27 protein-coding genes and 1 riboswitch are annotated in these 25,937 nt (G+C 41.9%); of the genes, 6 read left to right on the top strand and 21 right to left on the bottom strand.

Annotation, left to right across the window (positions count from 1 at the left end; translation table 11 throughout):
* Positions 1-146: 146 nt before the first annotated feature.
* The 15 genes from KOL94_RS06210 to KOL94_RS06140 all read right to left on the bottom strand — a co-directional run bounded on the left by KOL94_RS06210 (position 147) and on the right by KOL94_RS06140 (position 13,855).
* Positions 147-689: a ribonuclease H-like YkuK family protein gene (locus tag KOL94_RS06210; protein WP_483298064.1), complete on the bottom strand. Its 543-nt coding sequence runs from the start codon at positions 687-689 to the stop codon at positions 147-149.
* 765 nt (positions 690-1,454) lie between these two features.
* Entirely contained in the window at positions 1,455-2,168 is a 714-nt protein-coding gene (locus KOL94_RS06205; RefSeq protein WP_221564987.1) for an ATP-binding protein, read from the bottom strand.
* The gene (locus KOL94_RS06200; protein ID WP_221564985.1) at positions 2,165-2,656 is read right to left on the bottom strand and encodes an ECF transporter S component; all 492 of its coding nucleotides are present in this window, start codon (positions 2,654-2,656) and stop codon (positions 2,165-2,167) included. The genes KOL94_RS06205 and KOL94_RS06200 overlap by 4 nt, the downstream gene beginning before the upstream one ends.
* Positions 2,653-3,240, bottom strand: a complete 588-nt coding sequence (locus tag KOL94_RS06195; RefSeq protein WP_221564983.1) for a cob(I)yrinic acid a,c-diamide adenosyltransferase — start codon at positions 3,238-3,240, stop codon at positions 2,653-2,655. The genes KOL94_RS06200 and KOL94_RS06195 overlap by 4 nt, the downstream gene beginning before the upstream one ends.
* Before the next feature lie 15 nt (positions 3,241-3,255).
* Complete coding sequence (locus tag KOL94_RS06190; protein ID WP_221564981.1) at positions 3,256-3,696, bottom strand: bifunctional adenosylcobinamide kinase/adenosylcobinamide-phosphate guanylyltransferase; 441 nt, start codon at positions 3,694-3,696, stop codon at positions 3,256-3,258.
* Positions 3,648-4,265, bottom strand: a complete 618-nt coding sequence (locus tag KOL94_RS06185; protein WP_221564980.1) for a histidine phosphatase family protein — start codon at positions 4,263-4,265, stop codon at positions 3,648-3,650. The genes KOL94_RS06190 and KOL94_RS06185 overlap by 49 nt, the downstream gene beginning before the upstream one ends.
* Complete coding sequence (gene cobS / locus KOL94_RS06180; protein ID WP_221564978.1) at positions 4,223-5,014, bottom strand: adenosylcobinamide-GDP ribazoletransferase; 792 nt, start codon at positions 5,012-5,014, stop codon at positions 4,223-4,225. Before cobS ends, KOL94_RS06185 begins: the two co-directional genes overlap by 43 nt.
* Complete coding sequence (locus KOL94_RS06175) at positions 5,011-6,516, bottom strand: cobyric acid synthase (protein ID WP_221564977.1); 1,506 nt, start codon at positions 6,514-6,516, stop codon at positions 5,011-5,013. The genes cobS and KOL94_RS06175 overlap by 4 nt, the downstream gene beginning before the upstream one ends.
* Positions 6,482-7,075, bottom strand: coding sequence for a bifunctional adenosylcobinamide kinase/adenosylcobinamide-phosphate guanylyltransferase (locus KOL94_RS06170; RefSeq protein WP_221564976.1), 594 nt, complete (start codon positions 7,073-7,075; stop codon positions 6,482-6,484). The genes KOL94_RS06175 and KOL94_RS06170 overlap by 35 nt, the downstream gene beginning before the upstream one ends.
* A complete protein-coding gene (gene cobD / locus KOL94_RS06165) occupies positions 7,054-8,133 on the bottom strand; it encodes a threonine-phosphate decarboxylase CobD (protein WP_221564975.1) in 1,080 nt (359 codons plus the stop codon). Before cobD ends, KOL94_RS06170 begins: the two co-directional genes overlap by 22 nt.
* Complete coding sequence (gene cbiB / locus KOL94_RS06160; protein WP_221564974.1) at positions 8,108-9,073, bottom strand: adenosylcobinamide-phosphate synthase CbiB; 966 nt, start codon at positions 9,071-9,073, stop codon at positions 8,108-8,110. Before cbiB ends, cobD begins: the two co-directional genes overlap by 26 nt.
* Complete coding sequence (locus KOL94_RS06155; protein WP_221564973.1) at positions 9,070-10,539, bottom strand: heme ABC transporter ATP-binding protein; 1,470 nt, start codon at positions 10,537-10,539, stop codon at positions 9,070-9,072. Before KOL94_RS06155 ends, cbiB begins: the two co-directional genes overlap by 4 nt.
* Positions 10,540-11,601: a FecCD family ABC transporter permease gene (locus KOL94_RS06150; RefSeq protein ID WP_221564972.1), complete on the bottom strand. Its 1,062-nt coding sequence runs from the start codon at positions 11,599-11,601 to the stop codon at positions 10,540-10,542.
* Entirely contained in the window at positions 11,564-12,535 is a 972-nt protein-coding gene (locus KOL94_RS06145; protein WP_221564971.1) for an ABC transporter substrate-binding protein, read from the bottom strand. The genes KOL94_RS06150 and KOL94_RS06145 overlap by 38 nt, the downstream gene beginning before the upstream one ends.
* 126 nt (positions 12,536-12,661) lie before the next feature.
* Positions 12,662-12,843, bottom strand: a riboswitch (cobalamin riboswitch).
* Positions 12,844-13,369: 526 nt separating this feature from the next.
* Positions 13,370-13,855, bottom strand: coding sequence for a PCYCGC motif-containing (lipo)protein (locus tag KOL94_RS06140; RefSeq protein WP_221564970.1), 486 nt, complete (start codon positions 13,853-13,855; stop codon positions 13,370-13,372).
* A 392-nt stretch (positions 13,856-14,247) separates the two neighbouring features.
* Between KOL94_RS06140 and KOL94_RS06135 the strand changes: the two genes are divergently transcribed.
* Positions 14,248-14,658 (top strand): hypothetical protein, encoded by a 411-nt coding sequence (locus tag KOL94_RS06135; protein ID WP_260412218.1) that lies wholly within the window; start codon positions 14,248-14,250, stop codon positions 14,656-14,658.
* 22 nt (positions 14,659-14,680) lie between these two features.
* On the opposite strand, the gene shc is transcribed toward KOL94_RS06135, so the two are convergent.
* Positions 14,681-16,561, bottom strand: coding sequence for a squalene--hopene cyclase (gene shc, locus KOL94_RS06130; protein WP_483298063.1), 1,881 nt, complete (start codon positions 16,559-16,561; stop codon positions 14,681-14,683).
* Between the two features lie 68 nt (positions 16,562-16,629).
* Here shc and KOL94_RS06125 point away from each other — a divergent pair, with 68 nt between their 5' ends.
* From KOL94_RS06125 to KOL94_RS06110, 4 genes are all read left to right on the top strand, one after another.
* Positions 16,630-17,790 (top strand): DUF2515 family protein, encoded by a 1,161-nt coding sequence (locus tag KOL94_RS06125; protein WP_221564966.1) that lies wholly within the window; start codon positions 16,630-16,632, stop codon positions 17,788-17,790.
* Positions 17,699-18,181: a CBO0543 family protein gene (locus KOL94_RS06120; RefSeq protein WP_311775108.1), complete on the top strand. Its 483-nt coding sequence runs from the start codon at positions 17,699-17,701 to the stop codon at positions 18,179-18,181. Before KOL94_RS06125 ends, KOL94_RS06120 begins: the two co-directional genes overlap by 92 nt.
* A 122-nt stretch (positions 18,182-18,303) precedes the next feature.
* Positions 18,304-20,064: a Rieske (2Fe-2S) protein gene (locus KOL94_RS06115; RefSeq protein ID WP_221564962.1), complete on the top strand. Its 1,761-nt coding sequence runs from the start codon at positions 18,304-18,306 to the stop codon at positions 20,062-20,064.
* Between the two features lie 164 nt (positions 20,065-20,228).
* Entirely contained in the window at positions 20,229-20,414 is a 186-nt protein-coding gene (locus KOL94_RS06110; protein WP_221564960.1) for a YjcZ family sporulation protein, read from the top strand.
* A gap of 137 nt (positions 20,415-20,551) precedes the next feature.
* Here KOL94_RS06110 and KOL94_RS25160 read toward each other — a convergent pair whose 3' ends face one another.
* The gene (locus KOL94_RS25160; RefSeq protein ID WP_260412217.1) at positions 20,552-20,953 is read right to left on the bottom strand and encodes a tetratricopeptide repeat protein; all 402 of its coding nucleotides are present in this window, start codon (positions 20,951-20,953) and stop codon (positions 20,552-20,554) included.
* A 591-nt stretch (positions 20,954-21,544) separates the two neighbouring features.
* Here KOL94_RS25160 and KOL94_RS06100 point away from each other — a divergent pair.
* Complete coding sequence (locus KOL94_RS06100; RefSeq protein WP_221564959.1) at positions 21,545-21,871, top strand: hypothetical protein; 327 nt, start codon at positions 21,545-21,547, stop codon at positions 21,869-21,871.
* Positions 21,872-22,207: 336 nt separating this feature from the next.
* Here the strand turns inward: KOL94_RS06100 and KOL94_RS06095 are convergent, their stop codons facing one another.
* Genes KOL94_RS06095 through KOL94_RS06080 form a run of 4 tightly spaced genes read right to left on the bottom strand, consistent with a single transcriptional unit; the run spans position 22,208 to position 25,647 of the window.
* A complete protein-coding gene (locus tag KOL94_RS06095; RefSeq protein WP_221564958.1) occupies positions 22,208-22,507 on the bottom strand; it encodes a ferredoxin family protein in 300 nt (99 codons plus the stop codon).
* Positions 22,507-23,802, bottom strand: a complete 1,296-nt coding sequence (locus KOL94_RS06090; protein ID WP_221564957.1) for an FAD-dependent oxidoreductase — start codon at positions 23,800-23,802, stop codon at positions 22,507-22,509. The genes KOL94_RS06095 and KOL94_RS06090 overlap by 1 nt, the downstream gene beginning before the upstream one ends.
* Positions 23,786-24,820, bottom strand: a complete 1,035-nt coding sequence (locus KOL94_RS06085) for an electron transfer flavoprotein subunit alpha/FixB family protein (protein WP_221564956.1) — start codon at positions 24,818-24,820, stop codon at positions 23,786-23,788. Before KOL94_RS06085 ends, KOL94_RS06090 begins: the two co-directional genes overlap by 17 nt.
* Positions 24,820-25,647, bottom strand: coding sequence for an electron transfer flavoprotein subunit beta/FixA family protein (locus KOL94_RS06080; RefSeq protein ID WP_221564955.1), 828 nt, complete (start codon positions 25,645-25,647; stop codon positions 24,820-24,822). Before KOL94_RS06080 ends, KOL94_RS06085 begins: the two co-directional genes overlap by 1 nt.
* Positions 25,648-25,937 lie beyond the last annotated feature (290 nt).

The following is a 25,937-nucleotide window of genomic DNA, read 5'->3' as shown; positions in this document are numbered from 1 at the left end:
TTTTCGACAAATATTGGCAGGCTGTTTTTAGTCGAAAATGCCGCAATCATAGGCATTTGGACTCTTGTGAAAATAAAAAAACAGCTCCGGTGAATCGAACCTGTTTTGTTTGAAAACATTAAAATATTTTTCTGGACAACTAATATCTATTTGGTATAGCGGTTTGCATAACTCGATGCTACAAGTGATTCTGGTTTAATTTTCGCTTCAATGCCGTGAGCTTCAATTCTTGCTACCATTTCTGCAACGAATTCCCTCGTTTTGTTACGCTTTCCTTTTCCTATATCGAGGTGTCCTTCCATGCAGAAGCTCGATCCTTTATATACATGAGGCAGAACGATGTGGACTAATTTGTTCTTCAAGGATTCATTGAACAGAAATGCAACTTCTTCGGTCAGTGACGTTTCAATTGAAATCTTTTGATGTAAATTTCGGATTGGTTCTGGGTAGCGTAATTTCCGATAACAAGCCCATGCCCCTCTCCCAACTCTTTGAATGACCAATCCTGTAATGAATATCGTTTCATTCTGGTAAACATGGGAATCCGTCCCGATCATCAGCTTATAGTTACCCAGCGGTTCCTTTTTCATAAAGGTTATAATGTGATTGAATACCTCATCAAAGGTCAAATGGGAGTATGTCAAGTTTTTAAACGTCATCGGTTGGTCTGCAAAGAAACTGCCATTCATTTGCATCCATCTCCTTTTGTCGTTTTCTTGTCCTATTTAAAATAACCGATCAGAGCAAATATTATTTATAGCTTATACTATTGTATTCATTTCTTATTCAAAGAGTGATGGCATTATGCTTGCCATTATCATGTTCATTTTGAATTCCGCTTTTAAGCCAGCTAAGTAATAAAATTAATGGAATGAACAACAGACTAATTGAGAAATCATACATTGGCCAATATTTCCCGGTAGCTTCATTTTAATAAAACGAGACTTGGTGAAACCGATAATGAAAGTACTACGAGAATCAGCCTCATCGGGAAGGAGTATGTATGCAAATATTTCCTGACAATAGATTGTGGTTCTTTCAAATTTTAATGTTTTGATTGGACTTTAAGAAAAAGGCTTTGTTATACTTTTTTGTTGATTTTTGCGAAATTCACTCCCTTTCCGCGGGCAAACGAAAAGCAGAAGCGACCCGATTAGTCACGTAGGTCACTGGAAAACGGACGAGGAGGCTCGAACCAAACCAAGACTTGGTTCTGCGTGGGCTCACTCATAAGGATGTCAAACAATGTGTCGACCGCCGCAGGAAGTTTGAAGGGATCCAAGTGACTGGGTCCCTGAGCTAAACATCACTTCTCTGCATTAACCCACTTCCGAAATGTGGGGTCTCGCCTGGCTCGCTTTTCCCACCGGGGTGTGGCAAATAGAAATCAACAATATATTTAACAAAGCCAAGAAAAAAAGTTGAAAAAAACCTGAAATCATTTTGTTAATGATTCAGGTCATTAGATTTAATGGATGGTACAAGCTTCCGGTTAATTCTTTTATGGAATAGCTGAGTTCTGAGGGATACAATGCGATGAAGCATGTTGATGGTCCTGCAGGTTTGTTCAAATCGACATCTGAGTCTATGTGTTTACTTGTCTGTGCTGACCATTGAGAATTGATTTGTTTCAATTCATGCAGGATCCCTTTTGAACCGACAGGCCATACGTAAACGTCATCTAAATCCAAGATCTTGTTGAAAATCGATAATGAAGCGACTTTTTGATTTTGCTCAATCACTTCATGTCCAATTAACGGACTTCCAATAACAGCTGCTTCAAAACCACCATGTATAATATCTTGTGCAGGAGGTTTTCCTTTTCCTATTACAACAATTCCTACAGCGGACTGTTCCAAAGGAAAATTACTTTCTGTACTGCCGCTAATTGATACATGTTCCATTCCTAAATCTGATAAGCCTTTCTTTACTCCTTTTACAAGTTTTCCCCATTCGTCATCACCACAAAAGTTATGCAATAGGACTGATATTGGGGTTCCTCCCGCAGCCATACATTCCATCACTGCCACTCGAAACGAGTAATAAGAGACGATATCATAACCAACCTTTACTGCATCCATTTCTTTTTCGCCTATCGCCCCACTGTTATCACTTGCTATGATCAGCTTTTCATCTTTATCAATAGGGATGATGATCGCGTTTCTCATCGTTCTGCTTCCTGTTGTTTAGCGTTAACATAGATGACTTGCAAATGAGGAGCAAGGAGGAATGTAATCACTGCATTGATGGATGAACCGATCAATAAGGAGGGGACGATAGAAACATAAAAAGGTTTATCGATCAAGAACATGAATGGTAACGGAGCAATAAGGGCATTCCCGATTATAAAAATGAATCCAGCAAGCACCTTGTTTCTATTTTTATAAAGTTTTGAAAAAAGCCATACTAATATTGCCATTTCAAGAGCAATCATGATATGCAACGGACCTAACGGCATACCACCAAATAAAGCTGAAATGAGATGTCCAAAACAAGCCACGATTGCCCCTGCGCTGCCACCAATCAAAATAGCAATAACCAAAGCCGGAAAAACATCGAGAGCGATACTTCCGATGATTGCTGGTACTTTAATAGTTGCACCAGCAACGGATAAGGCAGTGAATAATGCTATTAAGCTAAGTTTCTTGCTGGTCATGTTTCCTCACTCTTGCGCTTCCCTTTTTTAAAGACCTTCGCACTTCGAATGTACTCTACGTCTTTGACATTCAAACGGAAGTTGATGACTCGTCCAAGTGCAAAAAAGTAATCTGACAACCTGTTTAAGAATTGCAGCGGTATACTTGGAACCTCTTGTTCTGTTTTCATCAAACGTACCACCAATCGTTCTGCCCGTCTTGTCACTGTACGTGCGATATGAATTGTGGCGGCGGGTTTTGAACCGCCGGGTAGGATGAAACGTTCCAATTCAGGAGCTTCTTCAATGAATGAATCGATTTTCTCTTCAAGGTATGGGATTGCATCCTTTGTAAGTTTAAGTTCCCTCTTTTTCGAAACGTTTGACAAGTCACCACCGCAGTCGAACAATTCATGCTGAATTTTTTCAAGGTCTGCCAGAACATCTTGAAATAAAGATGGATCTAGTTCTGTCATCGCTTGTCCGACAAAACAATTTACCTCATCAACTGTCCCATAGGCTTCTACTCTGACATCGTCTTTATCGACTCTACCTCCAATCAGACTTGTTTGACCTTTATCACCTGTACGCGTATAAATTCTCATCTTCCCACTCTCCTCCTATTTGATTCGTTGATGGGTGCCATACCAGATCAAATCGACACGATCAGCTTTTTTAGTCGTATCTTGATAACACCAACCTGTTACATCCCGCCATGTCCGATCCTTTATATCCAAAGGAACGATTCCTTTAGAAATATCGGTTCCAATCAGAATGACTTTGTTTTTTGAAGTTTCGTATTCCCATTTCTGTAATTCAGTTAATTTTTCAGTCCAGCGACTTCTTGTCTCATCGATATCCGTATCTAAAATCAAATTTTTGATCCATAGTTCAATCCCCTCAAGAATCAACAGTTGAGAATTGATCTGTAACGGATTTTCCAGCAACTTTTTACCGTCATACGCTGAAATCCAATGGAAATGACTGTGTTTGGATAAGGTATACCGATTTTTCACCCATGTTCTTTTGCCGTTATAGGCACCTCCTGTAACAAAGTGCATCGCTCTCCCCTCCTCAATGCCTCTTTTTCAAAAATAAGCTCAAATCCAATTCCATGTGATACAGTCCACTCCCAGAACGCTTTTTGAACCGGTGATAATTCACTCAATAACAGCCTGATCACGCCTCCATGGGTTACGACCGCAGCACTCGAACAATTGGAGTCAAACATTCGATTCAAAATCTTGTTCCAACCAGATTGAACCCGACATTGAAAGTTTGAGAAAAGTTCTCCATCAGGTGGTGACTGTGAAAATGGATCCGTTAACCATCTTTGGTACTCCCTGCGATCCTTCAGTTGCTCATAGGTTTTCTTTTCCCACTTACCGAAGTTCATCTCACGAAATTCAGACAGGCATATCGCATTCTCGTTTGGAAAGAGAAGTTTTGTTGTATGTATACAACGTTCCAAATCACTTGAGAAATAAAGATCGTAGGACTGTTTTATTGGACGGATGGACAATGATTCCTCTTTCGATAAAGGCGAATCGGACCAGCCGAGATACGCTTTCCGTTTGTTTTCTTGTGTTATACCATGACGGAATAATGCAATAACCAGATTGTCATCCATAACATCAATTCAACTCCTTCAACCGATGCTCCTAACACATCACCAGTAATGCCGCCGAACCATTTGACAGTTTTTGAACGTAGGAGAATGAAACAAACCATTACAACGATGAACATGATCATAATGGGAAAAAGCGTTCCAAAATCAATCAACGAAACGAGTCCGGTGATCCCTATCCAATAGACAGAATAAACCAATCGCATAGAAGAGTCTCCAGCTTTTCTAAAATGGTAAGCAAGCCCCTCTTCTTTGGCTAGAGGTACTGTCATAAGAAGAAGCCCCATCAGCCCTTTACTTAAAAAAGGAAGAATAATGATCAATAGATAAGATGTAAGTGTAATCCCAGATACGATTTCATAAATGAACAAAAATTTTGCACCTAATAATACAATGACTGAAACTACTCCGAATGCGCCGGTCCGCGGATCCTTCATGATCTCAAGCCGTTTCTCGATACTGGAATATGAAAAATAAGCGTCGCTCGCATCCATCCAGCCATCAAGATGGATTCCGCCTGTCAAAAGGATCATCACGAGCCAGAGTATGAATGCAATTGCAAAATTTGAAAGAGGTGTCCAATAAAAGAGAATAAAGATAGTTAATGAATATATAAAACCTTGAAACAACCCTAACAGCGCGAAGGTTTTTACTGCTTTTTTCAAGTGGTCATCATCCATCCTAATTTCCACAGGTATGGGAATCATCGTAAAGAATTGCAAATTGATCATAAAACCATACAAATGCTTCATTTATTGCTCTCCACTTCAAAGATGATTGCTTTCAAAAGAGTCCAGTCAAGGTTCTCTTTTAGTCGTTCGGCAAGGGAATCAAACCGTTCTTCTTTCAGATGAGCAGCATAGATAGGTGATCTAATCTTTAATCCTTTACGTTCACGAATCCGGTTCAACCATTCATTTCTCCAATCATCATTATGGAATAAATGATGAAGATAGGTTCCGATAATGGTCCCATCTTCATTACAGAACCCCTCCGTCCGGCCATTTTCAAGTTCAATGAAATTTTGCTCTGATTCAGCGTGTGTTGTTTTTCCTAAGTGGATTTCATAACCTTCAACCAATAGGTCTTCTCCGTTAGCCCTGGAGATTATTGATCCCTTCACTCTCTTCGTATCTTTAACCGGATGAAAAACAGTTTGTCCTGAAATAAGTCTCAATCCTTCAACTTTTTTACCAATGATTCCAGTATCCGACCCGGCTTCATCAATGATGAACTCACCAAGCATTTGATAACCACCACAAATGCCCATCAGAAACCCGCCTTTATGGGAAAAATCTTTTATCTGACGATCGAGATCAACGGCCTTCAAGTAATCTAAGTCATTAATTGTGCTTTTCGTGCCAGGAATGATGACGGCGTCAGGATTTCCGAACTCATCTCCATGTCCGACCCAACGGATAGAGACATCCGGTTCATAAGCGAACGATTCGATATCACTGTAATTCGAGACATAAGGAAGGTGCAAGACGACTAAATCGATTTCTCTGTTCTGGGATTTGGGTAATTGTTTCTGTAAAGATAAGGAGTCTTCACCATCAATCCCATGATGGTCGATATAGGGAATAACACCTAGAACAGGAACCCCTGTCTTTTCTTCAAGCCATTGAATCCCATCATTGAATAAGCTAATATCTCCTCGGAACTTATTGATGATCAATCCACGGACCCTCTCCCGTTCTTCTGGTGCCAGTAACTCAAGCGTTCCAATGATACTTGCGAATATTCCGCCTCGATCGATGTCCGCGACCAGCACGACTGGCACATCAGCCATTTCAGCCACTTTCATGTTGACGAGATCACGAGATTTCAAATTGACTTCAACCGGACTGCCTGCACCTTCAATGACTAGGACATCATAATGTTGCTCCAAATACGCAAGTGAAGATTGAATGACTTCTATTCCCTTTTCATAAAACTGATCCCGATATCCTCTTCCAGACATTGTTTCGAGCGATTTTCCAAGAAGGATGATTTCAGACTGCTGATCAGATCGCGGCTTCAACAATATTGGGTTCATCCAAACAGATGCTTCCGTTCTTGCTGCCTCAGCCTGAATTCCTTGAGCACGCCCTATTTCTTCTCCATGAATGGTGACATAAGAATTATTAGACATGTTTTGTGATTTGAAGGGAGCGACCTTCCATCCTACATTTGCAAACAATCGACAAATAGCGGTGGTCAACAAACTCTTGCCAACATCAGAAGCTGTCCCTTGAATCATGATTCCTTTCATCGGCTCCTCCTTTCATCAAAATCGGAACACCAGACTCGACTAAAAACGCTTGATCCGAATATTTCACGATCTCTTGGTGCAAGTGCCCTAACATTTTTTTATATGAAAGAACAAGATCATTCGCCTGGAGGGTTTCATTTAAGATTTCATTACTGACGATGATCAGTGAATCACAGTTTTTCCTTAATCGTTCGATTCCGCTTAAAATGGAACCTATCATCCTGTTGTTTTGAGCAGTTTCATCACTGAAGAGTTCATTATTCAAAAGCGTCGTCAAACAATCGAGAAGCAAGATGTCTTTGTTCGTAAAGTTTTCAGCAAGCAAGCCAATATTTCGGGGATGCTCCCATGTGTTCCAGTTCTGGTTACATTGATGTCTTTGCTGTTTATGCTTTTCAATCCGCAGTTTCATCTCTGTGTCTGAAGGTAAACCTGTTGCAATGTAATGAAGGTTTCTACCCTTGGAAATCGCTTTTTCCATAGCCATCTTCTCAGCAAAACTGCTTTTACCGCTTCGAACTCCGCCAGTTATGAATATCATGTGTGAGGTTGTTTCCATTTTTTCAACACCTTGATCAACTCATTATTCTCACATGAAGATTTGATGGCAAAACGAAGCCAATTCCCATCCAAACCTGAGAAATTGAATGTATGCCTTGGGACAATTCCTTGTTCGAGCAAATGCCGAAATAACGGTAGTTGATCTTCACAATCAGGATCTCGAAAAAGATAAAAGTTAACCTCTGTAGGAGAGAATCTGTACCCTTCTTTGCTGAAAAATGCAAATAATTTTCGACGTTCTTCACTTATGTATTGTCTTGTTTCATGTAAAAAGGATGTGTTTTGTATAAAAACCTCTCCAGCAGCCAGCGCCAGTGAATTTACACTCCAGTGTGTTTGGAATTTCTCGACTCGATGTATGATTTCAGGATGAGCTACCATATAACCTAATCTCAGTCCTGGGACTGCGTACATTTTCGTCATCGACCGGATGATGATCAAGTTTTCGAATTTCTTGATATAAGGGATGAACGATCGATAGTCCTCGAGCATGTCATAAAAAGCTTCATCCAATATGATTTGGCATTGTGTTTCTTTACAAGCATCAATCAATGCTAATACCATTTCAAACCGGTACTGTACCCCAGTCGGATTGTTGGGATTACATAGAAAAAGAGCATCGACTTCTTCAAGTTTAGGTAGAAGCTGATCAATATCCAATTGCCAAAAGGGATCCTCAAGCTGGTGATAGCTGATGTTGCATTCATTTACGCGGCAGCTCTTCTCATACTCTGAAAAAGCCGGCTGGACAATTAGAACGTTTTTCCCTGCCAATAGCCTTGTTATCAGGCTGATCAGTTCTGCACCACCGTTACCGATCAGAATGGACTGCGGATCCACCTGTTCAATTTCAGCAATGCCCTTTCTTAGAGAAGTTGCATGTGGATCAGGATAATCTATGATTCTAAGAAACATATCCTTCCATTTTTCCTTCAATTCAGAAAGCGGTCCCAACGGGTTGATGTTTGCACTGAAATCAATAATCTCCTCTGGCATTGGGAGAGCGATCGCTTCGTATAGATTTTTTGGATTAGAACCATGAGATGGCCAGTCCATACAACATCCCTCCTATCCATAACAAACACATGAAGCCTGCAACTGTAGTTTGCATGATTGAATTCGTCTGTAAGATATGATTACTTCCCAAGGGTACAATAGGATCTCCCATCAGTGATCGTTTAGAAATGACCCCGGCATAGTAGTTTATTCCGCCAAGTTGAACGCCTAGCAAAGCAGCAATGGCTGCCTCACCCCATCCACTGTTTGGACTTGGATGCTTTTTCGCATCCCGTTTCCAAATCCTAAAGGCGCTTTTCCTATTGAGGTGTGTCGGTTTGTTGCAAATCATCATTACCAATCCAGTTAATCGGCTTGGAATCCAATTGACGATATCATCCATTTTTGCTGAACACCATCCGAATTGATAATATATTTCATTGCGGTATCCGACCATCGAGTCACAGGTATTGACCGCCCTGTAGACCACCGCAAATGGAGCTCCACCAATCAGTGACCAGAACATGGGAGCTGTAATTCCATCACTTGTATTTTCAGCAACTGTTTCAACCACACCTCGGGTGATTTCACCTTCATCCAATTTCTCGGTATCACGTCCGACAATGTATGAAAGTTCCTTCCGAGCCTTGCTTAGATCTGCTTGTTTTAAAGGTTGATAGACATTCATTGCGGCTTGTTTCAAACTCTTACGGGCTATGGTCGTCGAGATGATGATCCCCTCTGCCAGTATGCCTATATAAGGATGAACTTGATAAGAAAACCATACTAACAAGGTTGTGATTGACCCGACAAGTGATACAACAAAAAGGAGCATGAAGACTCCTTTCTGTACTCGGAAACGACCTTTGTTCAATTTTGTGTCCAGAAAGGCGATCAATCTGCCAATCCATCGGACTGGATGCGGCCATTTAGGCGGATCACCAACCAATGCATCAATAACGAATGCAAGTGTAATCGCAACTAAATGAAACAGGATCATGTCTGTTTCCTTTTTTCATAGTTCAGAATCGCTTCGGTTGTACATTCGTACACTGCTTTTCCGATCAGTTTCCCGAGAGGTGTGATCGTTCCGGCAAAACCGAGTTTTTTCCCGGTTTGTGTAGCAGCAATCATAACGCTGTCAGTGGACGTTCCGGTCGCAAATGTACCGTTTGCTTCATCTTGTATCTCCTGATCATGCAAGACCTTGACTTTAGCTTCTGTCGCTGTCATCACACTTTGGATGAACGCCTCTTCTGTCATACTTCCATTGACGAATATCCAAGTATTGATAGTCCCTGGCTGCATCTCAAAATCGTGAAGTATACTTTTTGAAGCATCAATTGCATTTCCTACTCCGGCAGTGACGATGACAAAGATGGAAAAACCATCTCCTTTGTACGTGTGGAACGCTGCGTCTTTCAGGTGAACTGCTGTCATCATACCAACAGAATCAGAGGGCTCAAACCCATGTTCTTTTAGATATTCAGTCATTTCTTGTTTATGGTCACTGCAATTATAGTCAAGTTCGACATGTCTGTTGATAAAGGTCTGGTACCAGCCTGTTCCGGAGCCGATTACACCTGATGACATCGTTCGTAACGGTACTGGTGCTTGTAGAACGATCCGTTCATCGGATACTGTCAAATACATTGAGTTAATCTGGATTTCAGTTGATTTCTTGGACAACTTTTTCGGCAGTAATACCATTTGTGGTGCGGGTACCTTTGGATGTGGCTGCTTTTCGATCGTGGTTTGATAAACGGTTTCGATCCGTTCTTCCCGCAAGACTTCATTTGGGTTATGTTGGATATTGATTGTACCTTTATCCAATAGTAATAACCGATCACAATATAATCCCGCAAGGTTCAGGTCATGGAAAATCGAGATGACCGTAAGTCCCCGTTCCTCCGTCCATTGCTTTAACAGGTCCAACAGCTCTTTTTGAAACGAAAGATCCAAATGGTTCGTTGGTTCGTCCAACAACAAGATATCGGGTTCCTGTGCCAATGCTTGCGCTAAAAATACCCGTTGGCGTTCCCCACCTGATAAAGATTGGATATTTTTATTCTGAAAAGCCGTTACCCCCGTTTGATTCATCACTTGGTTGACAATGATTTCATCTTGCTGGCTCCACGATTGGAACCAACCTTTTTGATGTGCATATCGTCCGAGGGAAACCGTTTCTCTTACGGTATAAGAAAAACCCTGGTCAGAGTGCTGTGGAAGGACAGCCACAATCTTCGCCAACTCTTTGGATGAAAAACTTTCAAGCGGTTTACCATTAATGAAGACACGCCCCTCTTGACTTGTCAAAATTCCGCTGATCATCTTGAGTAAGGTCGTTTTGCCGCTGCCATTTGGTCCTAAGACACCGAACATTTCTCCCTTTTCCACCTTAAAGGTTATTTCTTTTAAAATCGGTGCATCGCCATAACCACCAGATAGGTTTTCTACGCTTAGCATCTAACCACTTCTTTCCGTCTTACGCTTGATTAAGATCAGTCCAAATACAGGTGCTCCGACTAGAGCTGTAATGACACCAATCGGAAGCTCTGTCGGCGAAATCACTGTTCTTGCTACTAGATCTGCAAGAATCAGAAATCCGCTTCCGGTTAATATGGATAAGGGTAATAAGTGCTTATGGTCAGGTCCCCATAACAACCTGGTCAAATGTGGAATGACCAATCCTACGAACCCGATCGTTCCAGAAACCGCCACAGCTGCTCCTGTTAATATCGAGCCAGCTGTCAAAATGACCATTTTCCTTCGATGGACATTTACACCGAGATGATGGGCTCTTTCTTCTCCGAAAGACATCGCATTCAATTCATTTGCGTTTATAAGGAGAATGGCAGAACCGATGGCGAAGAACGGTAAAATGATTTTGATGTATTCCCATCCTCTCATCGACACGCTTCCTAAAAGCCAGCCGATGATTTGTCTCAATTCATCCCCCGTCAATGCAATCATTAGGGAAATGACAGCTCCAAGAAAAGAACTGAAAATGATACCCGTTAAAATGATTGTCTCCACTCTCATGGAACGTTCAATTTTACGTGCAAAACTGATGACGAGAAAAATCGTGATGAACGAAAATAGGATGCTTAATAAAGGCAGTGTGAAGGATCCGACAACTGGTATCGACAAATGGAAAAAAAGTGTGATGACTGCCCCCACAGACGCCCCCGAAGATACTCCTAACGTATAAGGATCTGCTAAAGGATTCCTCAATAGACCTTGGAATGCTGCTCCCGCAATCGCGAGAGCAGCACCAACAATACCAGCAAGAATAACTCTTGGAAGTCTGATGTTCATGACAATACTTGTATACATCGAGTCGATATGATCGATGGATATGAACGGAAAAATTTCATGACCTACGATTTGGATGATTGCTGACGCAGGCACAGAAACAGTACCGACTGAAATACCCAAAATGATAGCTATGAACAGAAAAGCGAAACCCGAAAGGTAAGCTAGTATTCTATTATTCTGTAAATGTTTCTGGATAAACCGCCTTTGCAAGTTCCTCTACTCCTTCAACAAGTCTTGGACCAGAGCGTGTTACAAGATCTGAATGGACATCATAGACTTGTTTCTCTTTTATAGCTGTAACATCTTTCCACCCTTCTCTGGATAAGACTTGTTCTGCTGCATTTTCAGTATAGTATCCATAAGTCGTGATGATGACATCTGGGTTTTTCTCAACGACTGCTTCTTGATCGATCTTCGCCCAACCATCCAAATCAGCGGCTGCATTTTCAGCATTGATGATCGTCAACATTTCACTCATGAATGTATTTTTCCCTGGGGTGTAGATTTCTGGTGCGGGTGAAACTTCAATGAATACTGATTTTTTTTCTGCAATATCTTGTGCTTTTTCTTTAATTGCTTCGATTTCTTCTTTCATTTCACTTATAATTTGATCAGCTTCTTTTTGTTTATCAGTTGATTTTCCAATCATTTCGATAGACTCATAGACCTGTTCGAAATTTTGTGCATCGTTAACAACAAGAACAGGAATACCGGCATCTTTCAGCTGTTTGAATCCTTCAGTGGAGTTGTGTGCACTGGACGCATGGGCAAGTACAATGTCAGGTTTCAGGGAAATGATCTTCTCGATATTCAGTTCCTGTCCGCCAACTTTCTCTTTACTGCTTGCTTCCTCAGGGTAATTATCAAAGTCAGAAACACCGACTATATTTTCACCAAGTCCTAATTCAAAAGCTATTTCTGTATTGCTTGGAATGAGTGATACGATTTTTTCAGGCTTTTCCTCTATGACAACTTCTTCATCAAGCGCATCCTTTATAGTGACTGGAAAGGAATCACCTTGACTGCTTTCAGAGCTTTCTTGGTTGGAAGTATTTTCGTCAGCTGGTGACTGATCTCCGCCACATCCAGCAATCAAGCCGACTGACATTAATAACGTAAATACAAATAAGAACAATTTTTTCATTACATAAAGCCTCCTGTTAGTTGATAAAACAAAAAAACATCTCCACATGGAGATGTCGATTCCCATAGATTCAAGTTTTCTTACACGAAATCTATTGTCTGACACACCCCCTATCCGCGTAGGTTTTTAGTGCTCACAGTGTTGGCAGGTCTCCTGGCTCATGATCATCGCTCGCTGCGCCTTCCCGTATCATTTACAGTGGCATATTACAGTGAACTCCCAATTACAGTGGCGGGACCGCGTTGGATTCTAACCAACTTCCCTTTCAAGTCTTCGTTAAAAAAGACACCAACTCTGTTTGTATGTATGAAATTTTCTATGTTTGATTATACACTACATTTACAATCAATTGGCAAGACTTTTCAAAAAAGTTTTTGTTATAAAGGCTTTGTTTCAATAAATCGAATTGATGATAGCTTATAATGGAGAAGGCTCTAATGTCTGTTATAGGTTTTCCCGATAAGGAAAGTGAGTGGATTTTTTTGTTCTTTTAAAGGACTTTGTTGATTTAAAGTGAAATTTTCGACACTCCTGCGGGAAAAGCGAGCCAGGTGAGACCCGTGGAGATGCTGTCTAGCTCAGTGACCAGTCACTTGGATCACTTCAAACCTTCTGCGGCGACCACAGCCTCCTCGTCAGTTTTCCAGTGACCTACGTGACTAGAGAGGTCGCTTCCGCTTTTCGTTTGCCCGCGAAAAGGGAGTGAATTTCGCAGAAATCGAAAATAAAACTAACAGACGTAATCTTCTTGGACTCCTCCCAGGGGGTCTTGCCTCACACAGTATTTCCAAAGAGCGTCGCGAGTTAAATAAAAAAGCCCCTCTGAGGGAGCTTTTAAACTTCTGGTGTAGGGGTCGGTTTAGCGTACCCGTCCTTATATTGTTCATCGATCATGTTGCGAATTTCTTTTACTGATTTTCCATCCTTGTTTTCAAGCATCGACTTCACCGCGATATCCAGGCAAGCTTTACATCTTGTTGCATGATCATCCCATACAAGAGAGCCATCTGTTTTATTTTCGTGAATAAAACAATCATAGTTATTTTTATGGTTTGCTGACTCGCCGCAACCACAATAACAAGGAATCTTTTCAAGCAGATCCTGATGCATTGCCACTGCCTTGTAAATATTCTGCATATCCTCAGACTTGTCATCCAAAAATTTCGGTAGTACTTCTGTCGATGCGGTTTTTTCACGCAAGTCGCCATTTGCTGGTTGATGTACTTTTCCATGAGATTCCTTATGCTCATCATTGGAACATGCTCCGACAAACGGGACACTAAGGATAAATACCAAGAATAAACTACTTAATTTTTTCATTTCTATGGTTCACTCCATTGTGTATTTTCCCATCAATCATAACACTATCTGCAACATAGAGTGTAACGGAAATGTATTAGAATTGTGACAGTCGCTCCTTCAGACTATAGTTTGAGAATGATTACAGCTTATGGAGGAAGGCTCATAGACAATATTTCGATAAACTACGTAAGTCATGTTTAGGAGGAGTCATATGTTATTCCACTATCATTATTGGACGCCATATTTGGAACACATGGAAAATCATTATCTTAAACTAGGATTTCGGGTTCATCAACGAATCGGGAAATTGGATGGTGAATTCTAATCTTTCAATCTCCCCTTGACTTGGAATGATTTCAAGAACAAGGATATACTCTTCAGAATCATCGAAATGAAAAAAGGAAATGTGAATGTCACTTTTCGGATACGGAAAACGGATTATTTTTGATCATATCGGGTTCTTAGTTACAAAAGATGAGCATGATCAATTATGTCAGCGAGCCGAAATCTTGGACTGGGCAGTGAAAACTGGGGAAAGACGTACGTTCATAATTACACCACCCTATGGATTTCCCATAGAACTACAGACCCATCATGACGTAATTGATGCTCAGGACACTTCTTCTACGATTGATAAAATGCAAATTGTTTGTACACAAGCTGGTTTCGAAAACGATTTAAAGCGTCTATTCATTAAAAAAATCGAACCGATCGAACCGATAATTGACCACAGGACAGATATTCAAGAAATCCATATAAGCAATATTGAACTTAAGGCATCAAAAGATCCCTGTAGTGTTTTTTCGGCCTTTTTTCAATAATATCTGCTTCATCCTGCCTTGATCATTGCCCCAAAAACTTTCTACGATAATTGCTCATTGCGAGTAAAGGCCAGATGTATCTATAGCTATGGTAATGGATATAGAAACCACCAGCCATCCCCTGTCCCTTGGGGTAATTATTCGTCCAGTCTTCTTTCTCCCCTTGATCGATCAGATAAGCGATGCCCTTCTCAATCTCTGGTGTACTTTTATCGGAAACAGCGATAAAGGCATCAACAGCCCAGGCGGTGTGCGTCAAGGTACTATCTCTGAGAGGAACATACGTCCTTTCGATATCGCTTTTGCACGACTCTCCCCATCCACCGTCAGGATTCTGGATTGATCGCAGCCAATCCGCAGCTTTTTTTATAGAAGGATCGATAGTTGATTTTCCGAATGCAGCCATTCCCGTCAATGCTGCCCACGTCCCGTAGATATAACAAATCCCCCAGCGACCGTACCAGGATCCATCCTTTCGTTGGTTGTTCTTTAGCCATTTTACCCCCTTTCTTATGGCGGGATGTTCTTTGTTCATTGAAGAGTAATTACCGAAGAACTCCAACGTCCTTCCTGTCAAATCTGCTGTAGATGGATCCAGTAATAGATATTCAGCACCCTGGATCGGAGCAAGAGAAAGCCATTTTTTATCGACACCGCGTTCAAAAGCAGGCCAACCCCCATCGTCATTCTGCATCGACAAAATCCATTTGATCCCTCTGGTCCAGGCTTGTTGATAATTCGGCTGAACCTCTGTCAACTCACAAATGGATCGTAGGCTGGCGGTAGCATCATCGACATCAGGATTGATCGTATTGATAGTTGAAAATCCCCATCCTCCAGGCATCGTATTTGCATTCCTCAGCACCCAATCCCCGAATTGGGTATGCTGGCGTGATAACAGATAATGATTGGCCCTCTGGATCACATTATGGGACCAAGGTACTCCCGCATCCTGGAGAACATGTGATATTAAAGCCGTATTCCAGACATTAGCGGTTGTATATTGTATATGAAGATCATCACCAATTTGAACGGCCATGTTCCTTAATCCATTGATTGCCTTCACCATCATTGGATTCTTTAATGTGTACCCTAGCGCATTCAAGGCAAATATCATCAAGAAGGTCGAACTGAAATAACTTAATAACGTTCCATCAGGTTCGATACGTTTCAGCATGTATTGTTCAGCTGCCCTCACTGCCTTCCTTTTTAAATCAGCAGGCTTATCGGTCATTTGTTTTAATTGATCTTTCATAGAGGTTAACAGATTACGCCAATCCTCATTCCGGTGTTCGAATTCTGTGTTCGTGCCACGGGCGAATAAATCACTGAGATCGGGAGTACGTGATGTCGTTTTTTTGTATTTGAAATGAGAAAGGATTAGGAGCGGTGCAATATTCGCTCTTCCAAACACTGAAAAATCATAGAAATTGAGCGGAGAACTAAGTGGAAACAGAATGATTTCAATTGGTAATGGTAGGAGTGATTTCCACGTATATTGACCTGTCATTGCTAACAAGGTCTTGGTAAACGTTTCCGCTCTTTCAATCCCACCGTTCTCAAGGATGAATTTTTTCGCGGCACGCATTCGTGGCTCCTGTTTACTGACATATCCTGAATATAATAATGCGTAGTATGCCTGGATCGTAGATGATGAGTCTCCTTCATCTGCATCATGGAATAACTTCCAAGAACCGTTGTCCTCTTGATTTCCTGCAATTCGTTGAACAAGGGCCTGTATCAACATTTCATCATTTATTTCAAACGTACGTAATAAAATGATCATATAAGCATCAGTTGCAATACCCGTTTCGAAGGTGTAATCCCACGAACCGTCTTTCGTCTGGTCCCTTATTAAAATCGAAATGATCCGATTGATTTCACGCTCGATTCCATCTTTCAAGGTCATCTACCTCCCCTATACCAATACATATTCTGTTGAATCGGTTCCAATTCGTATGAGAGGAGCGGATGAGGATTTTCAAGATTATCAAGTCAAAGGCAAAATCAGAAAAGATTGCTGGAGAACTACTTCAACTGAAAAATGAGCTCCAGGAAAAGTTGACCGTGGGTTCTAATGGATATTTCCCTTTATTGACTGAAACTGAAAGGAATCTGATTGAAGAAATCACCAGGACGACCCAACAATTGAATATAAACAACATTACAAGAACGAGAGCATATCTCGATTTTTTTAAAAAACATCCTTACATCCGCTGGGCTTTCCTGGGCCATATGGTGTCGCGGAATGGCGGATGGAATATGACGGACCTGAAAGGAGAATTCCTTTCAAAACTTCTTACGGTGGATGAGCAAGAAAAGTTCTTCATATTCCTCGAACGGGGCAACTGGTTGATTTTTCAGGATGTGTTTCCCCAATTGCTTTTATATGAAAAAAGCCTGGAGCTGAAGCGGCCATTATTTCACTTATTGCCTTGCCTTTCAGTTTCTACCTTTATGGAGTCGGTTTGGGCTTTCTTTTGGCGGACAGGAAACCGCCGCTTGTTGACAGTTTCGCTGATCATCAACGAGCAAAGCTATTTGGAAAAACAATTGATGATCAATGAGCAACAGAACCAGATCTTAAAGACGATCGAATTCAGTTTACAGGATGTGTTAAGCCTGAATCATATCCTGTTCCCATATGATCAAACTGGAAAAACAAAACTGACTGGACAAACCCTTCACCATTTTACTTCTCTTCATGAGAGAATCGAGCTTGGTAAACGAATGTACTCGTTATTATTTTCCGATCAGGAAAGATATGAGCGGTTGTTCCAATGGGCAAAGAGAACTCCCCACACCGGATCGAGAACTGATTATTGGCCCGAACTTTTCAAACGTGTAAAAGAAACCATACCTGGACGGTTGTATAATCCTCAATTGAAAAATTGCAGGCTTAAACCTAATGCATCTCATTTGTATAGTCCTGAGCTTCAATTTGCATGGAAAGATATTTTGCACAATGAGCCAGTACAAGTAGATTGGTTCAATAATGTTAATGTGGTCGATTACCTGATTGAAAATCCGAAAAGTGTGGATGGTGAGATTCAGCATGCCTACTGTAAATCACTCGAAAAACTCGCTTTCACGACATTTGCCAAGAAAGCGATCTTCCTCCGAAAAGGGTAAAAAGCGAATTCCTTATGTTGTTGTGATGTTGGCTTCCGCACTTATCTGCACCTACATGGAGTTGTTCTTTTCAGGTCTGGGATTCTATACCTTTTTGCAACGGCCCTTCCCCCATATCTTTACGATTGATATCCGTTTCACCCTGATCGGCATACCGGTTTTCACAATGACGGCAATGTATTCTTTGACGATAATATCTAAAAAATTACTTCGGCTCTTTTTCATCCTGATCATTTCTTTTATTGCGATGCTCGCTGAAATCATTAGTGAACATCTAGGTTTGTTAGCACATTGCCTTAGCTGGTCGCACACCTATTCGTTTTTCGGATATATGGTATTCATTATCGTGTTATGGGGGCTGTACAGATGGACAGAGCGGAATATCTCCTGAACCGGATCCCAATCTCAGCCTTTTGACTGAGAAAACTTTCAACTTATGAAGGATTACGGTAATTTATCAGTAATATATGGTAGTAGATGAGAATTCGTAATCTTTATAAGGAGTGAGCGTTCATGTCTGAATCTATTCTTGTTGGTCCCCTGGAGTCATTAAAAAAAGATGGAGCAAAAATCGTCAAAGAAGGTAAGCATGGTATTGCGGTGTTTTTTCATGAAGATGAACTGCATGCAGTTGATAATCGTTGTCCCCACATGGGCTTTCCTCTCCACATGGGGAGTCTCTGCGATGGTATTCTGACCTGTCATTGGCATCATGCGCGGTTTGATGTAAAAAGCGGTGGAACCTTAGACCCTTGGGCAGATGACGTCCCTACCTATCCTGTAGAAGTGAAGGATGGCGAGGTCTGGGTCAAACCAGTCCCCCACCATAAAGTGACCATTGAAAAACTACAACAACGGCTTCGTGAAGGTCTTGAACAGAGCCTCAGCCTTGTCATTGGGAAAGCTGTCGTCGGTCTAATGGAGGCAGGCGTCTCCTCTGGAGAAATCGCAAAAGTTGGTGTAGAATTCGGTACGAAGCATCGCCAAAGCGGATGGCGTTCAGGTCTCACGATTTTGACTGCAATGACGAATATTTTACCGAAGCTAGATAAAAAAGGTCAAATCCTTGCGTTGTATCAAGGACTTGTCCACGTTGCCAGAGAAAGCTCGGGAATGGGGACTCGCTTTTTACTTGGATCCCTCCCGGTAACAGAGGAGATGGAAAATCAGTCTGTTGACACGTTGAAGAAATGGTACCGTCATTGTGTGGAAGTCCGTGATTCACAAGGTGCTGAACGGATCCTCTTGACGGCCATCGATTCTGGATGGTCGGATGATGGTCTCGCGGATATGATGATGGCCGCGATAACGGATCACTTTTATATCAATACCGGCCATACCCTCGACTTCCATAATAAAGCCTTCGAGGTGCTGGATCATATTGGGGAAGAATATCGTTCATATGTATTGACATCGTTGCTGCCAGGTGTATCCGATGTTTCTCGGAGTGAAGAATCCCACAGTTGGCAATCCCCTGTAAACCTTGTAGCCCCTTTGAACGAAGCATTTGAAAAACTGCCGCGTATCCTAGAGGCTGCCCCAATGGATGAAGGAACTTCTGACGAAGAAGCAATGCTGGAACAGTTATTATCTGATGAACCGATTAAAACTGTTGAAATGATGTTGGAGGTGCTGAAAACTGGAGTTTCTCCTGTTCGCCTCTCACAATTGGTTGCGTTGGCGGCTGCGGAAAGAATTGCTCGTTTTCACACCCAGAATGATTTCAGTGATTGGATCACGGTCCTGCATACGTTCACACATGCGCATGCCGTACACCAAAGTTTACGTCGTTCAACAACCGCCGAATTGACACGGGCTGTATTCCATGGTGCGATGAGCGTCTATCTAGACCGGTTCTTGAACATGCCAGCAGCCCGAAAACCGAAACCTGTGGAAGGAACTTCAGAACCACAAAATCCTTCTGAATTGCTGGAGCATATGAATAAACAGCAACAGGTAACAGAAAGTGCACGTTGGGTGATGACCTATTTGTCTCAAGGCGGGGAAAAAGCTCCTCTGTTCAATACACTCGGTCATGCATTGTTAAGGGAAGATGCTGAATTCCATTCCTTCCAGATGTATGAAGCCGGAATCGTTGAACATGACTATTGGTCAAAAGAGAACTCACTACTAGCAGACCGAGCACAAGAAACTATGATTCTCGCTATTACGAGATATTTAGCTGGGCATGCTCCGACTGCCAGAGAAATGCCGCACACAGCCCAAATTGCAATGAGACTCCATAAAGGTGAAAAGCTTTTTGAAGAGGAATGAGCACAAATCACCAAATAGGCTGTTAACCTACCCAAAGTAGGTATAAGTTTAAAGGACAAGTATCCTGATGCCTATTTTTGTCCAATTTCGTCCAATTTTGTACACTTCATTTTTCCGTCCACATATATTGCTATTGTGTCGATTAACTTTAGGAGGATGAGAAAATGAGTGACGGTAAAGGCTTCGGCCACGGAAGAACGTTTGCGTTGATTGTTGTGTTATTCATCTTGTTGGTAATCATCGGGGCTACAGCATTAGGCGGTGGCTACGGCGGTCATGGCGGCCATGGCGGCCATGGAGGATATGGCGACGGTTATGGTGGATGCTGCGACGGAGGATATGGCTACTAGGATTGAATGTTTTGAAGAATAATAGATTTTGGGGGGACCTTTGTAGCAGAAGGTCCTTTTTGATTGTTGTGACCTGTGGAGTAATTCACTAGCTGAGAAACGAGAAAAAAAGAGCCCCCAATTTGAGAGCTCCCAATCTATTTCTGATCTGTGCCTGGAATTTCACAACCGTCCGGACCACAATTCGCTTCTTCTTCTCGTTCTTTTTTCAACTGAGCTTGCTGCCATTTTACATCAATCGGGTCTTTGAACTTCTCTGGATAACGGATATACCAGCGTTGTTTACGAATAAGAAAGTTATCGGGATCCAACCGGATCGCTTCATCTAACTCTTTCAAGGTTTCTTCCTTCTTATGCTGACTCAAGTATTCCATTCCAAGCTTGAATTTCGTTTTTGCGAGCTCCATTTGTAATAATTGCTGATCGGACTTCGGTTCGTAATAAGTGTCCTCTAATTCAACTGTTTCAACGTCCTTATTGATCAGTTTTTCAATTGCTTGGACATGCTCCTGTTCGTCAACCTTGAATCCCTGTTTCATGAGGCGGATTGTTCCCTCTTCGTCTATATAAATCCCATTAGGCACAATTTTGAAATCGAATAGATTCGAAAGAGCATTTTCCGTATCGACTACTGTTTGAAAAGTTGTTCCTGAGATATGTGGCTTGACGACTTCCGGCCCTTGTAAATCGACAGCGACTGATAATATCTCGAAGTTTTCACTTTGATATTTTTCATAAAAGTTCTGCCATCCAGGCAGATGTTCTCTGCACCGTCACCAGGAAGCCCACATGAAAATGAGAGTTTTTTTACCACGTAATCGATCAGTCGAAAATTCCTCTCCGTTCAAGTCTGTGAGTTTAACCGAAGGCATCTTTTCTAAAAGCAAGAGATCACTCCTTTTTTTGAATGAAAATTTTAAGTAGCTTAATAAGCTGATAAATTAATACAAGCTTTCAAGCGAAATTCGCGACACTCCTGAGGGAATAGCGACTCAGGTGGGAATTTTTAAAAATTATAAAAAATTAAAATCTTTATGAAAATTGAAACATATACTGATAGTAATATCAAATAATTATACTCGTACCTGTGAAATCAGACAGGTTATAGAAATGAAAAAGGAGTGCTGCCGATGAAAAACGCCCCTAATTATGGTGAGTTTTATCAAAGGTCACTTGTGGTGATTGGTAAAGCTGACTTGCTCTCTGTGCAGGAAAAATCAAAGTGTGATTTATACACCCACTGGCTCATCGCGCTTGAAGGTACTGAAATGGATAAAATGACTGGCGCATACCAATGGAATGTTGTTGTCTTTCCTTCAAAGAAATGCGGTGGATTCGACTATAAGCAACCGTATTATGTCTCAGAATGCTTCCAATCAATCCACGAGGCCATCGATTTCACCGTCCAGCTTGAAAAGATAGCTAAAGAAGATCAACTATGCATGGTCGCCAATTAAAAAGAGAAAAATCATAATGATTTCCCTCTCTTTTTGAACACATATGTGAAACAATGTACAAAGAAGATTGATACATAATAATAAAAATATTCTCCTATCTCCTCCTTCTGCCCCCCTAATTTTTTCCGTGACACTACTTTTACAAAAATACTTGCTGTTTTTGCAAAAATACCGATCAAATTTACAAATATAAGCTGAGTATATACAAAATTGGAGCACTCTACGTCGATACCAATTACAGCCAGCGGCACTTTAAACAGAACTAACAATTTTGGTGCATAAAAAAATGTGAGAGCTATCTCCACGCCCCCACACCTAATATACATTAACGCAACATTACCCCAACCTGAAAATGATTCCATGACCGCCTTTGGGATAGACCCAGTCGATATTTTCATGCGGACATCCGATCCGGCAGCTTCCACATTCGTGACAGCCTTCATAGCCGATGTGCATCCGTATGTCTTCCCATTTGTAAATCTCTGCTGGGCAGAAGATCGTGCATATTTTATCCGGACAGTCTGTCAGACAGATCTCTGGATTTTTTACATGGAGATGAGATTTCGTGTCAGCGTTGAAACGGACAAGGTACTGCTTTTCCTCGATGGACTGTCCCTTCTTCTTCTCTTCACTCATTATTTCATCACCTTCCAAGCCCGATAAACATCGCGAGCGATTTTGATTTTTTCCCGAGGTGATCCGATGTCCTTCAATATTTTCTTTTGCTTCTCCCATTTCGATTTTCCATCGACCGTGAACATCTGGCTTGCAGCCTTATTCACCATCGGAATATATTGATCAAAATACTGTGGGAACTTATCGAAATGATGAGTCGAATCTTTGTATTTCTTCATATCTTGACCTACGAAACTGTTCAACAACTTGACGCGGTACCGATCCAATAACGCTTCTGAAAAATCCCCAGCCTGCATTGCTAAAAGGACGGTTTCTGCGGCGATCCTGCCGGATGTCATAGCAAGATTGGAGCCTTCTCGATGAATCGCGTTGACGAGCTGGGCGGCATCACCAACGACAATGACGCCATCGCCTACGACTTTGCCCATCGACTTATAACCTCCCTCAGGAATGAGATGAGCCAAATACTCCTGCTGCTCACTTCCTTGAAGATAAGGTCGGATCATCGGATGGTTCTTTACATATTCAAGTAATTCATATGGTCTGATTTTATGCTTGATGAGCCCGGATAATAACGTACCGACACCAATACTTAACGAATCTTTATTTGTGTAGAGGAAGCCTGTACCGAGGATTCCTTTTGTCGCATCACCGAACAGCTCGATGGTACAACCTTGGTTTGGTTCGAGGTTAAAACGGTCTTCGATGATTTTTTTATCCAATTTCAAAATTTCCATTGTCGCCAGAGCTACTTCATCCGGTCGGTACTCCTTATGGAAACCAAGGGATTTTGCCAATAAGGAATTGACACCATCAGCAAGAACGACGACATCGGCGTATACATCCCCATCAGGACGATCGGTTCGGACGCCAACAACCCTTCCCTCTTCAACGATACATTCCGTCACTACCGTTTCATTGATGAGCAAAGCGCCCTGTTCCACTGCTTTAGATGCAAACCACTGGTCGAATTTCGCGCGCAGCACAGTGAAGTTATTGTAAGGTTCTTTCCCCCATTCCAATCCTTTATATCCAAATGTGACGGCAGATTCTTTATCCATCATCATAAATCGCTGTTCAACGATCGGGCGCTCTAATGGGGCTTCTTTATAAAATTCTGGAATAACGTCCTCCATCATTTGACGGTATAAAACACCCCCCATTACATTTTTGGAACCCGGATATTCACCACGCTCGATGAGGAGTACTTTCGCCCCGCCCTTAGCAAGTTCATAGGCACATGCGATTCCAGCAGGTCCTGCCCCGACAACAATACAATCAAACCTCTCCGACATGATTGACCTCCTCTTTTTCCAATGCCTGGCTGAACTGTTCGATGAGTAGTGGTATGATTTCAAAGGCGTCCCCTACAATTCCATAATGGCACGCTTCGAAAATCGGAGCCTCGGGATCTTTGTTGATTGCAATGATCATACTGGAGTTTTTCATACCTACGAGGTGCTGGATCGCTCCTGAAATGCCAATTGCAAAATAGATCTTTGGCGTAACCGTAACCCCTGTTTGCCCAACCTGATGATGGTGCTCGATCCAACCAGCTTCAACCACATCACGGCTTGCTCCTACAGCGCCACCGAGCGTTTCCGCCAGGCGATGGATCAGCTGGAAACCTTCTTCACTGCCAAGGCCTTTCCCACCTGAGACAATAATATCTGCCTCGTCGATCCGGACTTTTTTGGTAGTCGCTTTAACGATATCCAATACCTTTGTACGGATATCCTCTTCTTTTATATCAATCTTCTCTTCTACTAATTTTCCGGTCCTGCCTGTTTCAGCTTCCAACGCTTTCATTACTTTTGGACGGACAGTAGCCATTTGCGGGCGGTATTTCTTACACAGGATTGTCGCCATGATATTCCCACCGAATGCAGGACGGCTGGCCAGTAAAAGTCCCGTATCTTCCTCTACGTCCAATTCAGTTGTATCCGCTGTCAATCCTGTCGGTAAGTCAGTCGCTACTGCACTCGCCAGGTCCTTTCCGGTGGAGGTTGCCCCGAATAGAATGATTTCCGGCTTATACGTTTCACAACAATGCAGAAGGGCTTTCATGTAAGATTCAGTTCGATAATCTTTGAAAATAGTTTGGTCATAAACATAGACGACGTCAGCACCATATTCAAAAACAGTTGAGGCAAGAGGCTTCACTTGATTGCCGATGATCACGCCAGCGAGTTCTACACCTCTTTTATCCGCCAATCGTCTTCCTGCTCCTAATAATTCAAGGGAAACAGGAGCAATCGTTCCTTCCTGTTCCTCAATAAATACCCAAACGCCATGGTAATCTTCAAGATTCATCAAGATCCCCCTTTCGCATCAAATAATTCCTTCTTTTCTAAAATGACTGATAGGATTTGATCAACTTGTTCGTTGGTGCTTCCCTCAAGCATTTTTCCACCTTCAGGTTTCGGCGGTGCCCATACCTTCGCTACAATGGTTGGCGAACCTTTTAATCCGAGCTGTTTGATATCTACATCTTCCAGATCATCCACTGACCAGATATTTGGTTCATATCTTGCTGCCTTGATCATATTCGGGAACGGTGAGTAAGGAACTTCATTGATTTCTTTTTCAACAGACAACAAACATGGAAGGCTGGATTTGATCACCTCATGTCCATCTTCAATTTTTCGATGAACGATGATATGTCCTGCGTCTTGGTTGACTTCCTCCACTTTCTTCACTGAGGTCAACGGAGGAATATCAAGACGGCGCGCGATTCCTGGTCCAACTTGTCCAGTATCACCATCGATTGTCATCTTCCCGCATAGAATAAGGTCCACTGGAGTGATTTTCTGAATCTTCTCCAGGGCTTTTGTCAGGGCATAACTGGTTGCCAATGTATCCGCACCGGCAAACTTGCGATCTGAAATCATGTAACCCTCATCAGCACCGATTTCGATGCATTTCTTGATTGCTTTTACTGCTGGCGGCGGCCCCATCGTCAATACCGAAACTGTACCGCCATATCTGTTTTTGATTCGAACTGCTTCCTCAACGGCATGTGCATCATATGGATTCAAAATCGCTGGTGCACTTGCCCGATCCATCGTGTTTGTCTTTGGGTTCATCTTGATGATTTTCGTATCAGGCACTTGCTTGATGCAAGCGACGATATGCAGCATTTGACACCTCTCCTTTACTACGAAAATCGCTGACTCGTATTTTTCCTTTATTCGCCTATCTACTTCTACTATATTGACTGGTTATAAGATACATGCTGATTTTTGGTGAGGAATCTCTTAAATGAAGTGAAACTTGGAAAATAGTGATCGTATTACTAATTAACATCGATTATTTTTTAATATTATGAACTTTCAAATAACTGATGTATAATCTTGGGTATAGAGAAATAGAGCGCTCTCAGGGTGGTGTAATCTGAAAGGTGGTGATTGATGAGAGATCTTGTAGCGGA

Source organism: Alkalihalobacillus sp. TS-13, assembly GCF_019720915.1.
Taxonomy (GTDB): Bacteria; Bacillota; Bacilli; order Bacillales; family Fictibacillaceae; genus Pseudalkalibacillus.
The sequence above is the reverse complement of the archived record's forward strand: the minus strand, read 5'-3'. Positions and strand labels throughout refer to the sequence as shown.